The organism is Pseudomonas sp. NKUCC02_KPG (assembly GCF_019345465.1).
GTDB lineage: Bacteria > Pseudomonadota > Gammaproteobacteria > Pseudomonadales > Pseudomonadaceae > Aquipseudomonas.
Window position 1 is genome coordinate 136637 of record NZ_JAHKRC010000010.1, and the last position, 13716, is coordinate 150352.

Genomic DNA, 13716 nt, shown 5'->3' on the forward strand with positions numbered 1-13716 from the left:
TCACTCCTCGAAGGTATGGCCCGGGCCCAGGCGGGCACCGTCTGCAAACAGGAAATCGCTGACACGGGTTTTATGGAAGCCGCGATCACCCCAGGACGCATCGAGCGCCCAGGCACGCTTCATGAACATCTGCAGATCGACTTCCCAGGTGTAACCCATTGCGCCGTGCACCTGAATGCCCTTGCGCGCAGCGACCCAGCTCGCCTCACAGCAGGCCAGGCGGGCCTGGGAAACCCAGACGCTGGCATTGCTGTCGCCTTGGGCCATGCCGTGGGCGGCGCGGTACAGTACGGGTTTGGCCTGTTCGATCTGCCGGGCGACATCGGCCAAATGATGCTTGACGGCCTGAAAACTCCCGATGGGCTTGCCAAACTGCTTGCGCTGAGCGACGTAGTCCACCGACAGGTCGAGCATGCGTTGCGCGAGCCCCAGCAATTGCCCGGCCACCGACAAGGCGCCACGGTCGAGCAGCTGTGCTTGCAAGGCACGGCCCGCAACGCCGCTGGCCACACAGGTGGCGGATGTCGGATTCCAGGTCACCCGGCCCAGGCGCCGCGACGCATCAATGCTCGTATGGTGTTGTACATCCACTTCCGAGCGCGGCACCACGTGAATGTCGTCGCCATCGATGAGAATCAGCACTTCTGCCAGTTGCGCATCGCTGACCAGCACGTTGACGGGGTGGCTGATGGCAAGGCGCAATGTCCCTTCGGCGATGCGTGGCAACAAACTGCTGCGTGCCGGGTGATCGGTCGCCAGGCTGGCGAGCAGGCCGGTGGCGACATACGCGGTGTCAGCCAGGGAATCGGGAATCGCGTAATACCCCAGCTCCTGGGTCATCAGCGCCCAGGCCACATCGTCCATTCCCAGGCCACCCTCGGCTTCGGGGACCGACAAGGCGGTCAGGCCCTGAGCGGCGATCTTGTGACGCAGGTCCGGTGAGCGACCGACATCGGTTTCCCAGATTTCCCGGAGCATCTCCGGGGCGGCCTCAGTCATCAGGAAACGACTGATGGCTTCCCGAAACGTCAGCTGGTCATCGGTAAAAGTGAAGTCCATGGCCCGTTCCTTATTTCGGCAAACCGAGCATCCGCTCAGCAATGATATTGCGCTGGATTTCGTTGGTTCCGGCGTAGATCGGCCCGGCCTGGGCGAACAGGAAACCCTCCAGCCAGCCAGCGGCATCTTCATCCATAGAGGACAACAGTTCCGCTCGGGCACTCAGAATACGCATGGCGGTTTCATGCATTTTCAGGTCAAGCTCCGACCAGATGATCTTGTTGATGCTCGACTCGGCACCGATCTGCTCGCCCCGGCCAAGACGCCCGACCGTGTGGTAGGCCGACAGGGCGTAGGCCTCGGCGCCCATCCAGCTTTCCAGCACCGCGTCACGCAGGCCTGGATCGCGGTCTGCGCTGTCACGGTTGGACTTGTACAGTTCCACTAACTTGCGTGCGGTGTACTGGAAACGCGCTGGCGAGCGCAGCAACAATCCGCGTTCAAAACCGGCGGTGGCCATTGCCACATGCCAGCCCTGCCCTTCAGCACCGATGCGGTTGGTCACCGGCACACGGACGTTGTCGAAAAACACTTCGGCGAAGGCGTCCTTGCCATTGAGTGCCTTGATCGGACGGATGCTCACACCCGGCGCATTCAGTGGCACCATCACGAACGACAGGCCGTGGTGGCGCGAGGAGCCAGGTTCGCTACGGAACAGCCCGAATAGCCAGTCGGCGAAGGTTGCCCGGGTCGACCAGGTTTTCTGGCCGTTGATCACGTAATGGTCGCCGTCGAGCGTGGCCTTGCTGGTGATCGCTGCCATGTCCGAACCGGCATTCGGTTCCGACCAGCCTTGTGCCCACATGTCGAGGCTGGCGGCCATGCGCGGGAGAAAACGCCGTTTCTGTTCAGGGGTGCCAAACTCCATCAGGGTCGGCCCCAGCAACAACTGGCCGTTCTGGTTGACGCGCATAGGCGCCCCGGCACCGTAATACTCCTCTTCGAAAATCAGCCACTCGATCAGATCGCAACCGCGACCGCCCAGGTCGGCGGGCCACATCACCATCGACCAGCGGCTGTCGAAAAGCTTCGCTTCCCAGGCCCGGTGCTGATCAAAGCCTTCCTGGGTGTCGTAACTGGCCAGCGGCTCGCGTGGAAGGTTGGCCGCCAACCAGACGCGCACTTCTTCGCGGAAGGCGTTTTGCTTGGGGGTATAAGTCAGTTCCATGGCGTTCTCTCAGAACTTGGCGTCGCGTTTTTCGACGAAGGCCCGGCGCGTTTCCGCGGAGTCCGGGCTGCTGTAGGCCTGCATGGTGAAGCCCTGTTCCCAGCGGTATTTGTCTTCCAGGTTCCCGTCTTCGATGCCGTTCAAGGCTTCCTTGGCGATGCGGATCATGCCCGGGCTCTTCTCGGCGATTTTCGCCGCGATGCCCAGGGCGGTTTCGCGCAGTTGGTCCTTGCTGACGATTCGCTCGATAAAGCCGTATTGCAGGGCTTCGGGGGCACCGATACTGTCGCCGGTAAAGAACAGGAAACGGACTTTTTGCACCGGAAACAACCGTTGCAAATGCGCCCCGCCGCCCATGGCGCCACGGTCGACTTCCGGCAAGGCGAAGGTCGCGCAGTCAGAAGCCACGACAATGTCTGCCGCCCCGGTGATGCCGATGCCGCCCCCCAGAACAAAACCATGCACTGCGACAATCACCGGCACCGGGTTGCGGTGCACGGCCTTGAACGTGGCGTAGTTACCGGCGTTGACCTCCACGATCCGCTCTGGATACTTGTCCAGCTCCTTGATGTCGACACCAGCACAAAAGCCGCGGCCTTCGGCACGGATCACGATCACCCGCACCTCGGGATTGGCCCCAAGCGTTTCAATCTGTCGAGCCAAAGCGTGCCATTCCTGGCTGTCGAGGGCGTTGACCGGAGGTTTGGCGATCACCAGTTCAGCGATACCCTGATTGAGTTGTGTCGTAAATGCCTGATTCACAGGGGTTCTCCAATACTGGCGGGATGGTTTGAAGGGTGGATCTGGCTGCGGGTCAGGAGCGCGTCCAGACATTGCCGTGCCATGCCGTCCACCGCTGTGGTTACGCCCACCCGCTGCGGGTCGCTGACCTTCAAATAGCGTTCCAGGGTCGCTGCCGGCGGAGGCAGCAGGATCGAACGGCGACGCAGAATTTCGCGCACCATCGCCATCGGCTTGCGCCGTACCCCCCAGCCGCCGAAACCGATGGTCATGCCATCGCGCAATCGAACGAGCGCATCAGCCGCGGCGAGTTGCTTGTTCAACATGACAATCCTTACTGTTGGCCGACTGAAAAGTCGTGCCCCCAAATGCTCACGCGAGTGAACTCGAATGCCGAATGTTCGGCCCAGTCGACTTGCAACCCGCCAAAGCCGTATTCCAGGTCAAAACCGGATGGCGTCTTCATGTAGAAGCTGGTCATGCGATCGTTGAGGTGCTGGCCGAGGGATGCCGACAGCCTCACGTCATGGGCCAGCAAACGGTCGTGGGCGCGCCCTACCTCGGTCATCGAATCCACTTCGACCATCACGTGCACGCAACCTGACGGTACCGGGTACTCGGCCAATGCCAGGCTGTGATGGCGGGCGTTATGACAATGCAAGAAGTGAATTCGGATCGCCGGGGCCGACGGATCGGGACGGAAGTTGTAAATGTCCGACAGCTCGAAACCCAGCACATCCTTGGCGAACGCCAGCGTCGCATCGAAGTTCGGCGCCGGCAGCACGGCATGGCCCAGGCCCATGTCTCCGGTGATGAAACGCGGAACACCCTGGGGCGATACAAATGGCAAGCAGTCGGAGCGATGTCCCCAGCTCAATTCATGGCTGTTGCCCGACGGGTCGCGGAGTTTGACCAGCGCCTGTACGCCACGCTGCTCGATCTCGGCGGGAGAGCCTCGCTGCCATTCGATACCGACGGCGGTCAGATGCTCAAGTGCGGCCTGGAACGCAGATTCGCTGGCCAGCTCCCAGCCGGAAGCCAGGTACCGCGCCTCGCTACCTTCGACAATCAGCATGCGGAACGGGCGTTCGTCCATTTTTACGTACAGCCCACCCCCCGGCGCTGGACGTACCTGCATGCCCAGCACGTCTTCAGCGTAACGCTGCCAGTGACTGATATTTTCGATCTGGGAGACGAAATAGCTCAAACCGCGAATGTCGATCATGCCTGGGTTCCTCGTTGGCCGATTTCGGTGCAAGCAAGCATTGTGCTAAGCGCCGAGGTCTGCCTCATCGTCCATTGAGACTAAGCAAGACAACGGCTTGAGGGCCGATGGCAACAGGGTTCTAGTCCGTTTCGATGATTCGGGGAAAACCGGCGGCGCCCTAGACTCGCTCATCTATTCGCCTAGCAGAGACACCCCCCATGGAGTTCGCCTTTACCCAGGAACACTTGATGATTCGCGACAGCGCCGAGCGCTTTCTCGCCACGGCCAGTGATTCCCACGCCGTGCGCGCAAGCATGATTCGCTCAGACGGCTACGATCCCGAGGTCTGGCAGCGCATCGGCCTGGAGCTGTGCTGGCCGGCCCTGATGGTCCCCGAGCGTTTCGGTGGTATGGGCCTGGGGTTTGTCGAGCTGGCGATCCTGCTGGAGCAAAGCGGTCGTTTTCTGCTGGGCTCGCCGCTCTTCGCCACCACCTGCCTGGCCACCCCGGCCCTGCTGTCGGGACACAACCCGGCGCTGCAAGAGCGCTGGCTCAGCGCGATTGCCGGTGGTGAAACCCGTGCGACCCTGGCGTTCGCCAGTGGCTCCGGATGGGATGCGCACAGCGTGCAAGCCGTCGCCCAGGCCTGCACGGGGGGGTTTAATCTCACCGGTTGTTACACCAAGGTCATCGACGGGGCGCAAGCGGACCTGTTGATCGTCGCTGCGCGTACGCCTGGCAGCGAGGGGGAATCGGGTATCAGCCTTTTCGCCATCGACGCCGATACGCCGGGCCTGGTGCGCACTGCCCTGCCCACACTGGATCAGACACGACGCCTGGCACGGGTCGAACTGCAGAATGTATTCGTAAGCGATGCGCAGTTGCTCTGCGCCCCCGACCAAGGCTGGCCGGTACTGCGGGAGAGCTTGCAGATCGCCGCCGCGGGCCTGGCTGCCGAACAGACCGGGGGCGCGCAACAAGTCCTCGACCTGACCCTGGCGTACATCGCTGAACGCAGGCAGTTCAGCCGCACCATCGCCAGCTTCCAGGCGATCAAGCACCGCTGTGCCGACATGATGTTGCAGGTCGAGTGCGCCCGCTCCGCGGTCTATTACGCCGCCTGCGTAGCTCAGGAGCACCTAGACCCCGACGGTGACAAAACTGTGGCCAGGGAATTGGTGATGGCCACCGCCACGGCGAAGATCCATGCCAGCGAAGCGTTTTTCAACTGCGCCGCCGAGTCGATCCAGATGCATGGCGGCGTGGGTTTTACCTGGGAATACGACCCGCACCTGTACTTCAAGCGCGCCCGCGCCAGCGAGCAATTGCTGGGCAGCCCAGCACTGCATCGCGAACGCCTGGCGGCACACCTGTTCGGAGAAGACGCATGAAAATCGGTTTCAGCAATGCCGACGAGGCTTTCCGTCGCGAGGTCGCTCAATGGTTGGAAGAACACCTGAGTGGCGAGTTTGCACCGTTGCGCTTTCGCGGCGGTCCCGGGGACGAGCACAGCTTTCCCGAAGAACGCAAAGCCTGGGAACGTGAACTCGCCGCAGGTGCCTGGATCGGCATGGGTTGGTCAAGGGAGCATGGTGGACGCGGCCTGAGCCTCTGCCAGCAGGTGATATTCCATGAGGAATATGCGCGCGCCGGCGGTCCCGGACGCATGGGCCATATTGGCGAAGGGCTGGTCGGCCCGACACTCGCCACCTTCGGCACTCCGGCCCAGCAACAGCGCCTGTTGCCTGGCATCCTCGGTGGCAACGAGTTCTGGTGCCAGGGCTACTCTGAACCCGGTGCCGGTTCAGACCTGGCGAATGTACAAACCCGGGCCAGGCTTGACGCCACGGGCGAAAACTGGCTGATCAGCGGCCAGAAGGTCTGGACCTCCCTGGCCCACGAAGCCGACTGGTGTTTTGTTTTGGCGCGTACCGAACCCGGCAGTCAAGGGCATCACGGTTTGTCGTTCCTGCTGGTACCGATGGCCCAGACGCAGATCCGCGTGCATCCCATCCAGCAACTGACCGGCACCAGTGAGTTCAACGAAGTGTTTTTCGATCAGGCGGTGACACACGCCGATAACCTGATCGGCCAACCGGGCGACGGCTGGAAAATCGCCATGGGCCTGCTCGGTTTCGAGCGCGGTGCCTCGACGCTGGGCCAGCAAATGCAGTTTCACAATGAACTCGACGAGATCATTCGAATCGCTCGCGCCAATGGTGCTTCACGCGACCCACTGCTGCGCCAGCGTATCGCCCAGGCATGGGCCGGGCTCAAGGTGTTGCGCTATAACTCGTTGCGCATGCTCTCAGGTCCACAAGATGGCAGTCTCGCCCGCGAAGCCATGATCTACAAACTGGCCTGGTCAACCTGGCATTCAAACCTCGGGAAGCTGGCGATGGACGTGTTGGGCGACGATGCCGAAATCCTTGATGGCGAGTCCTATCAGTTAAGCCGCCTTCAATCGCTGTTTCTGTTTACCCGCGCCGATACGATTTATGGCGGCAGTAATGAGATCCAGCGCAATATCATTGCCGAGCGTGCTCTGGGTATGCCGCGGGAGGCGCGAGTGCGGGAATAACCCGTCCACGCGGGAACCCTTCGTTTGACACCCACCGCAGCAACGGGTGGCCGCAGATCAAAGCAATGCTGACGATCGTGACCTTGCGCGGTGGCTTCACCTATGAGTGATTAGCGGCAAGTGCCTAGGCATACATCATCCGATGGGACAATCGCCGCGTGGTCTGAACGGACGATGCCGGCAATCCCCCACGGCCCCAGCATTCATGGATGCACACCACGTCAGGTGCAGCGTTCCCCTTCAGCTTGCTGTCGCGCCCGGCGCGGTTGTGCTCTATGAATCCGCAGAAAATGGAGAACCCCATGAACCAACCCGTAGACCTGCCTCTGCCCGTCGGCCATTACGCAACGCTGCCCAACAACGGTTTGCGCCTGCACTATCTGGATGAAGGCACGGGCCCCGTGGTGCTGTGGCTGCACGGCAGCGGACCGGGCGCCAGTGGTTTCAGCAACTTCAAAGGCAACTACCCGCAATTCGTCGCCGCCGGCTATCGCAACATTGTGCTCGACCTGCCGGGTTTCGGCCGTTCGGACAAACCCGAGGGCACCCAGTACAACCTGGATTTCTTCGTCGACTGCGTGGCGGCGTTCCTGGACGCCGTTGGCGTGAAGCGCTGCACCCTGTTGGGTAACTCGCTGGGTGGCGCGATTGCCCTGGGCCTGGCCCTGCGTCTGCCGCAACTGCCCCAAAGCCTTATCCTGCTGGCACCGGGCGGTGTAGAGGAACGGGAAACCTACTTCAAGATGGAAGGTATCGTGCGCATGGTCAGCCTGTTCAGCGCCGGCCCCATTGGCATGGACGAGATGCGCAGCATGATGCGCCTGCAGTTGTTCGATGATTCGATCCTGCCGGACAGCCTGTTGCAAGAACGCGTGGCCGTGGCAGTGACCCAGCCCAAGAACCTGTTCAGCACGATGATGGTGCCGAACATGGAAGCGCGTCTGGGTGAGATCCAGTGTCCGATCCTCGGTTTCTGGGGCACCAATGATCACTTCAACCCGATCAGTGGCGCACAGCGCATCATCGACGGCGCGCCAAACGCCCGATTCATCGTACTCAACCGCTGCGGGCATTGGGTCCAGGTGGAACACCGCGATTTGTTCAACCGCAGCTGCATCGACTTCCTGCAGAACGGTTGATCCCCCAACACCCCCCGCCCTCTGCAGGCGCGAGCTTGCTCGAACCTGCAGAGAGGTGACTTAGCGATCTGCCGCCGGCTGGCTATTCAACACGGCATCACCGGGCTGGCCCAGCACACAAGAGGTGCCGCCAGGGGTGTACATCATCGCCACACAGCGGTTGCAGGCGGTGCAGATCGAGTCGCGGCTGACGCCACTTTGGAGCTTGTTGACGTAGTCATTCTCGGCCAGCAATACCCTGCCCAAGGCGACCAGGTCGAAGCCCTCGGCCATGAGCATTTCGATGCTCGCCAGGCTCTTGGCGCCGCCCAGATAAGCCAGTGGCATTTTCACCGCGGCACGCACCTTGCGCGCATGTTCCAGCAAATACAGTTCACGGAATTCAACGGTGGGCTCTTTACGGCGCTGGATGGCCATCGCAAAAGCAATCAACTTGTTCTTCTGCTGAACGCGATTTTCCTTGGGGAACGAGGACCCGAACATGGTCGTGATCGACTCGGCGTTCATCCCGGCACTGAGCACCAGCAGGTGCGCACCCTCCTCTTCCAGCATGCGGGCGATCTGCGCCCCGTCTTCGGCACTGTTACCGGCACGCACGCCTTCAGTGACGCTGTATTTGCAGATCACCGCCATCTCCTTGCCGACCGCATCCAGCACTGCACGCAGCACCCGGCGCGGAAAGCGCAGACGGTTTTCCAGGCTGCCGCCGTACTGGTCGCGGCGCTTGTTGTACATCGGCGAAATGAACTGGCTGAGCAAGTAGCCGTGGCCCATGTGGATTTCCACGGCATCGAAACCCGCCTGGCGTGCCAGGCGCGCTCCTTGTGCGAAGTCGCGCACCACTTGCTGCATGTCGGCTTCGTTCATTGCCTGTTTGAGGAACATGCCACTCATCAAGCCGATCTTGTTGAAGCCGCCGCTGGCTGACAGCGGACGTTTGGTCGAGCGTTCGCGGATGAAGGTAAAGCAACCGCCGTGGGTAATCTGCGCGCTGGCCAGACCACCTGCCTGGTGCACACCGTCGGTCAGGGCCTTGAAGTGCGGCAGGCTGGATTGGGTAAGGGTCAATTGATTGGGCAGCGTGCGGCCATCGCTGCTCACCGCGCAATAGGCCACGGTGGTCATGGCGGTGCCCCCAGCGACCAGGGCCGAGTGCAACTTCACCAATTGTTTGGAAGGAGCGCCCTGGACGCTCATGCCCTCGTTGGTGGCGGACTTGATAAACCGGTTTTTCAGGGTCAGTGGGCCAATCGCGATAGGACTGAAGGGTAATGGGGTCGGACGAGGGTTCATGACAGGCCTCTCTTTGTTGTTATCAGGCTAAAAATGAAGGCCGCATCGCCATCTGGCGACGCAGCCATGATCATCAGAAGGTGTACTTGGCGTTGAGCGACAGGTAATCGCGGTCAGCCAGCAGTCGGCCTTGGGCGACATCCGGCGAGCTCAGATAGGCGACATAGGTCATGCCGATCTGGAAGTTGCCCAGGTACTTGAAATCGCCACCCACGGTCAGACGCTTCTCGTCACGGCCCAGGCCCTGATAGGCGCTGCCGTCGACGTTCTGCGTCCAGACCACTTTGGTGCTCAGATCCAGGCCCGTGGCGATGGACGGGTAATCCATGTAGGCACCAATGCCCAGCAGGGTCGAACCGCGGGTCTGGGTCTTGGACTCGAACGTGTCAAAAGTGCCGTCCACGCCGACCCCGCCGCCAGTGATCGTCAGACTGTCCACCCCGGCGATGTGTTGATGCACCACTTCGCCCATGAAGGTCGTCTGATGGGCGAGAAAGCTTGGGCCCAGGATGTACATGGCGTTGAGGTTGCCTTGCCAGATCTGCCCGGTGGTGGGTGCGCCGTTGTTCAGGTACACCGACGCACCATCGCGGTAGCTCAGGTCACCGGCGTACTGCACCGCGTCGCCAACCTTGGAGGTGAAACTGATCCCCGTCAGCTTGACGTCTTCGAAGTAACCCAGGCGATAGGTCGGCGCGGAGCCGTCATGGCCGATGCTCTTGAGCGAGGAGTATTGGGTGGCGCCGGTGAAGTCGAAGAACATCGAGCCGATGCGCTCGTTATAGCGATAATGGAACAGCCCCACTTCGGTGTTTTCGGTGATTCTGTAGCGCACACCCAGGCCCCATTGGCCGCTGTCGCTGGCGTCTTTTTCACCGCCATAACCGACCGCCAGACCGTTGGGCAGGCGCTCGACCACACCGCTGCCCAAGCGGAAGAACTCGGCTCCGGGGCCGAACGTGTCGCTGCCGAAGTAGTCGCCCACGGGGTTGAGCTGGGTCTTTTCCCACTCGTACTGGTAATAACCCACCAACGCCAGGTTTTCATTCAGCGACCACGATCCGGATATCTGCCCGACCGGCAAGTACGAGTCCTTGGCCTCGGTACCCGGCACGTTGAACTTGGTGGCGTCCACCGGAGCCTGGCCCTGGCTGATGTTAGGCCAGAACAGGCTCTCGCCCCAGGCCACCAGATGCCGCCCGGCCTTGATGGACAGGTACTGGGTCTCGCCGACATCGAAGTTGCCATACACATATGCATCGAGCAGACGCGCCATGCTGCCACTGAGCCTGCGGGTTTCGTCGCTGAAACCATCACTGTGGCCGACCTTGTTCACGGTCTGCGGTGAGTTATTGGCGTTTTTCTGGTTGTAGACATCGTCGTAAAACTGACTGCCGCGCAACACCGCACCGAGGTTGTCGTGCTTGAGTTGCAACTCGCCGAACAGGCTGAGGCGGTTGTTGATCAACGAGCCGCGCTTGAAGTTGCGCGTGCCATCGTCGTTGTTCGGGTCGTTGAGGTATTGACTCGCCTGCTTGGCGGTACGCATGGACGCGGTGTAGTTGACCGTCAGCGACGAATCCAGGGTGGTGTTTTCCCCCAGTTCAATAGTCGGTGCGGCGCAGGCTGTGGCACTGGCGATGGTAATGGCCGTTGCCAGCAGGCAGCGGCTAGCGGTCAGATTCCCCGAATGGCGCGCGACAGTGTTTCGCATAAACATGCTCCTTTCCTATTGTTGTTGTTTTTTCTTGTGTCGCCACAGCATGAAAAAAGCCGGTTCCGCGCACATCGTCCGTTTGGTAAGACGGATGGGCCTCAGGCCTGAGCATTGCTTGCCACCACCGCGCGCAATTCGTTCTTCGCCACCTTGCTCGACGGATTGAGGGGCAAGGCGGTGAAAAAGCGCACCTGACGCGGCACCTTGTAATTGGCCATCTGCTCGCGGCTCCAGACGATCAGTTGCGTCTCGTCAAGTACTTCACCTTCGCGCAGCACCACGCAGGCACATCCGACTTCGCCCATGCGTTCGTCGGCAATGCCGATCACCGCCACCTGGGCAATTGCCGGATGCCTGATCAGCGCCGCTTCGATTTCCGCGGGGTAGCAGTTGAAACCGCCGACGATGAACATGTCCTTCAGGCGGTCGGTGATGATCAGGTTGCCCGCCTCGTCCAGGCGCCCGACATCGCCGGTGTGCAGCCAGCCCTCGGCGTCGATCGCTTCACGGGTCGCTTCGGGGTTCTGGAAATAGCCCTGCATGATGTGGAAGCCACGCAGGCAGATCTCACCGGTAAGCCCGGCGTCCAATGCCTGGTTGTCCGGGTCGCGAATGCTCACTTCGGTCCCGGCAATCGGCCGTCCGCTGGTACCGGCGATCACCTGCGCCGAGTCCTGGGGATCGCAGATCGTCGCCAGCCCGCCGCACTCGGTCAGGCCATAAGCAGTGGTGACCACGGCAAATCCCAACTCGTTGCGCATGCGCTCGATCAGGCTCGGTGGAATGCTGGCCGAACCGGTGACCGCAATGCGCAGGCTCGACAGGTCGGTCTGCCGGAGTTGCGGGTGGGCCAGCAGCGACAGGTACAGGGTCGGCGCGCCGGGCAAGACGCTGATGCGCTCTCGGGCAATGCGCTGGAAGACTTCTTCTGCGTCGAACACCGCATGCGGCAGGATGGTCGCCCCACCGATCAGGCAAGTCAGCCAACCGGCCTTGTAGCCGAAGGCGTGGAAGAACGGATTGACGATCAGGTAGCGGTCGCCCGGCACCAGGCCGATGACCTTGACGTATTCGCTGAAGGCGCGCAGGTTCTGGCCTTGGCCGCTCATCACGCCCTTGGGTTTACCGGTCGTACCGGAGGTGAACAACAGGTCGCACATGTCATCGGGGCCGACCGCCAATGCACGGCGCCTGGCACTCTCGGCATCAACGCTCGCGGCACCGCGCAGGAACTGTTCAAGCGTCAGATCCGAAGACCGCTCGGGGCTATCGCCATCAATAATCACCAGGTGTTCGAGGCTGACCGGCCGATGGGGAGCGAGCAGCGCCGGGTAGTCGACATCAAGAAAGCGCTGCTGGACAAACAACAGCCGGCATCCGCTGCGTTCCAACACATCGGCGGCCTCAAGGCCCTTCATACGCGTATTGATCGGCACCAGCACGGCACCGGCGCATTGAATGCCCAGTGCCGCGAGGATCCAGTCACCGCTGTTCGGTGCCCAGACACCGACCCGGTCGCCAGCCTGAATGCCCAGCGCCATCAAGCCCCGGGCAAAGCCCATGACCCGTTCTGGCAGCTGGGCATAATCAATGCTCAGTCCGTTATCTTCGATGGCCGTGCGCCCGGCAAAACGTTTGGCGCTTTGGAACACCAACCGGGCAATGGTGGTGGGCACGTCGCTCAGCGGCAGGGAAATCTTCAGGCTCTGGTTCATCGTAGGCTCGCTGATCTGCATCATTCGGGAAAACGGATACGCAAGTGGGTGCTGGTCGGCACGGCCTGGCAGGCCAGGATCCAGCCTTCGGCCAGCTCACCGCTGTCCAGCGCATCGTTGTGCAAAAGTTCGACCTCGCCACTGTCCAGCGTGCACATGCACGAGGCGCAGCCACCCACCCGGCAGGCGCTGGGGGGATTAAGGCCGGCACGCTCCATCGCTGCCAGCACGGTTTCACCGCTGTCGCAGGCCAGGCTGTAGTCCTCGCCATCCAGGCGCACTGATAACTGCGCAGCCATCGCCGCTTCACTGCTGACCATCAGGGGCTGTTCGCCTTCGCCAGGCAGCGAGACAAAACGTTCCACATGAACCCGGCCGCCGGGCAGTCCCAGGCTTTTCAGGGCACTGACCGCTGCATCCATAAATGGCCCCGGGCCACAGATAAATGCCTGGGCGTCTGTGAACGGACGCGCCAACTCAGCCAATTGCTCGACGGTCGGAATGCCCTGCACCGAATCGAGCCAATGGACAATCTGCAGGCGTTGCGGATGCGCGCTGGCCAGGGCTTTGAGTTCGTCGCGAAAGATCACCGAGGCTTCATCCCGGTTGGCGTAGATCAACAGAATCCTGCCGTGGCCAGCCAATAACGCCGAGCGCAGGATTGAAAAAACCGGCGTCACGCCACTGCCGCCGCCGAACAGCAGCATGTCGTCGTCCAGACTACGGGGCACAAAAACCCCGGCGGGCGGCAGCACCTCCAGGGTTTGACCGGCCTGCAGCTCGCCGCAAAGCCAGTTCGAAGCCCGGCCGTCACGCACGCGCTTGACCGTCACTCGCAAGGGTTCGCCGAGCAACGGCGTGCTCGACAACGAATAGCAGCGCGGCAACCAGTCGCCTTCGTAGGGGATGCGTAAGGTCAGGAACTGGCCAGGCTGATAACGGAAACGTTCGCCAAGATGCTCGGGCACGTCGAATACCAGGGAACGCGCATCAGCGGTTTCCTCGATCACTCGCGCCACGCGCAGGGCATGATAATTGTTCATAGGTCAGGTACTCATGACCACCTGCCCGTGCATCACGGGCAGGTGTAAACCCA

11 protein-coding genes and 1 pseudogene are annotated in these 13716 nt (G+C 61.6%); 3 read left to right on the plus strand and 9 right to left on the minus strand.

Annotated elements, in window-relative coordinates; genetic code table 11:
* The 5 genes and pseudogenes from KO536_RS15195 to KO536_RS15220 all read right to left on the minus strand — a co-directional run bounded on the left by KO536_RS15195 (position 1) and on the right by KO536_RS15220 (position 4193).
* Positions 1–1059 carry an acyl-CoA dehydrogenase family protein gene (locus tag KO536_RS15195; RefSeq protein ID WP_219262281.1) on the minus strand — a complete coding sequence of 353 codons (1059 nt, stop codon included), beginning with the start codon at positions 1057–1059 and terminating at the stop codon, positions 1–3.
* A gap of 10 nt (positions 1060–1069) precedes the next feature.
* Positions 1070–2227: an acyl-CoA dehydrogenase family protein gene (locus tag KO536_RS15200; RefSeq protein ID WP_219262282.1), complete on the minus strand. Its 1158-nt coding sequence runs from the start codon at positions 2225–2227 to the stop codon at positions 1070–1072.
* Between the two features lie 9 nt (positions 2228–2236).
* On the minus strand, positions 2237–2989 hold the full coding sequence (locus KO536_RS15205; protein ID WP_219262283.1) for an enoyl-CoA hydratase family protein: 753 nt from the start codon (positions 2987–2989) through the stop codon (positions 2237–2239).
* Positions 2990–3171: 182 nt separating this feature from the next.
* Positions 3172–3291: pseudogene (locus KO536_RS24555) on the minus strand (CoA-transferase); the annotation flags it as partial.
* Positions 3292–3302: 11 nt separating this feature from the next.
* Complete coding sequence (locus KO536_RS15220; protein WP_219262284.1) at positions 3303–4193, minus strand: VOC family protein; 891 nt, start codon at positions 4191–4193, stop codon at positions 3303–3305.
* A gap of 200 nt (positions 4194–4393) precedes the next feature.
* Between KO536_RS15220 and KO536_RS15225 the strand changes: the two genes are divergently transcribed.
* The 3 genes from KO536_RS15225 (at position 4394) to KO536_RS15235 (ending at position 7895) form a co-directional block, all read left to right on the plus strand.
* The gene (locus KO536_RS15225) at positions 4394–5566 is read left to right on the plus strand and encodes an acyl-CoA dehydrogenase family protein (RefSeq protein WP_219262285.1); all 1173 of its coding nucleotides are present in this window, start codon (positions 4394–4396) and stop codon (positions 5564–5566) included.
* Positions 5563–6756, plus strand: coding sequence for an acyl-CoA dehydrogenase family protein (locus KO536_RS15230; RefSeq protein WP_219262286.1), 1194 nt, complete (start codon positions 5563–5565; stop codon positions 6754–6756). The genes KO536_RS15225 and KO536_RS15230 overlap by 4 nt, the downstream gene beginning before the upstream one ends.
* 302 nt (positions 6757–7058) lie before the next feature.
* Positions 7059–7895: an alpha/beta fold hydrolase gene (locus KO536_RS15235; protein ID WP_219262287.1), complete on the plus strand. Its 837-nt coding sequence runs from the start codon at positions 7059–7061 to the stop codon at positions 7893–7895.
* A gap of 60 nt (positions 7896–7955) precedes the next feature.
* Here the strand turns inward: KO536_RS15235 and KO536_RS15240 are convergent, their stop codons facing one another.
* From KO536_RS15240 to KO536_RS15255, 4 genes are all read right to left on the minus strand, one after another.
* On the minus strand, positions 7956–9188 hold the full coding sequence (locus KO536_RS15240; RefSeq protein ID WP_219262288.1) for an NADH:flavin oxidoreductase: 1233 nt from the start codon (positions 9186–9188) through the stop codon (positions 7956–7958).
* A 73-nt stretch (positions 9189–9261) separates the two neighbouring features.
* Positions 9262–10908, minus strand: coding sequence for a DUF1302 domain-containing protein (locus tag KO536_RS15245; protein WP_219262289.1), 1647 nt, complete (start codon positions 10906–10908; stop codon positions 9262–9264).
* Positions 10909–11003: 95 nt separating this feature from the next.
* Entirely contained in the window at positions 11004–12620 is a 1617-nt protein-coding gene (locus KO536_RS15250) for a FadD3 family acyl-CoA ligase (protein ID WP_219262290.1), read from the minus strand.
* A 20-nt stretch (positions 12621–12640) separates the two neighbouring features.
* The gene (locus KO536_RS15255; RefSeq protein ID WP_219262291.1) at positions 12641–13663 is read right to left on the minus strand and encodes a ferredoxin--NADP reductase; all 1023 of its coding nucleotides are present in this window, start codon (positions 13661–13663) and stop codon (positions 12641–12643) included.
* Between the last annotated feature and the right edge of the window lie 53 nt (positions 13664–13716).

What these genes read in the sequence shown, in the direction of transcription:
- KO536_RS15200 (WP_219262282.1), bottom strand. Translation starts at nt 2,227, where the DNA reads ATGGAACTGACTTATACCCCCAAGCAAAACGCCTTCCGCGAAGAAGTG.
- KO536_RS15250 (WP_219262290.1), bottom strand. Translation starts at nt 12,620, where the DNA reads ATGAACCAGAGCCTGAAGATTTCCCTGCCGCTGAGCGACGTGCCCACC.
- KO536_RS15240 (WP_219262288.1), bottom strand. Translation starts at nt 9,188, where the DNA reads ATGAACCCTCGTCCGACCCCATTACCCTTCAGTCCTATCGCGATTGGC.
- KO536_RS15230 (WP_219262286.1), top strand. Translation starts at nt 5,563, where the DNA reads ATGAAAATCGGTTTCAGCAATGCCGACGAGGCTTTCCGTCGCGAGGTC.
- KO536_RS15220 (WP_219262284.1), bottom strand. Translation starts at nt 4,193, where the DNA reads ATGATCGACATTCGCGGTTTGAGCTATTTCGTCTCCCAGATCGAAAAT.
- KO536_RS15195 (WP_219262281.1), bottom strand. Translation starts at nt 1,059, where the DNA reads ATGGACTTCACTTTTACCGATGACCAGCTGACGTTTCGGGAAGCCATC.
- KO536_RS15245 (WP_219262289.1), bottom strand. Translation starts at nt 10,908, where the DNA reads ATGTTTATGCGAAACACTGTCGCGCGCCATTCGGGGAATCTGACCGCT.
- KO536_RS15235 (WP_219262287.1), top strand. Translation starts at nt 7,059, where the DNA reads ATGAACCAACCCGTAGACCTGCCTCTGCCCGTCGGCCATTACGCAACG.
- KO536_RS15255 (WP_219262291.1), bottom strand. Translation starts at nt 13,663, where the DNA reads ATGAACAATTATCATGCCCTGCGCGTGGCGCGAGTGATCGAGGAAACC.
- KO536_RS15225 (WP_219262285.1), top strand. Translation starts at nt 4,394, where the DNA reads ATGGAGTTCGCCTTTACCCAGGAACACTTGATGATTCGCGACAGCGCC.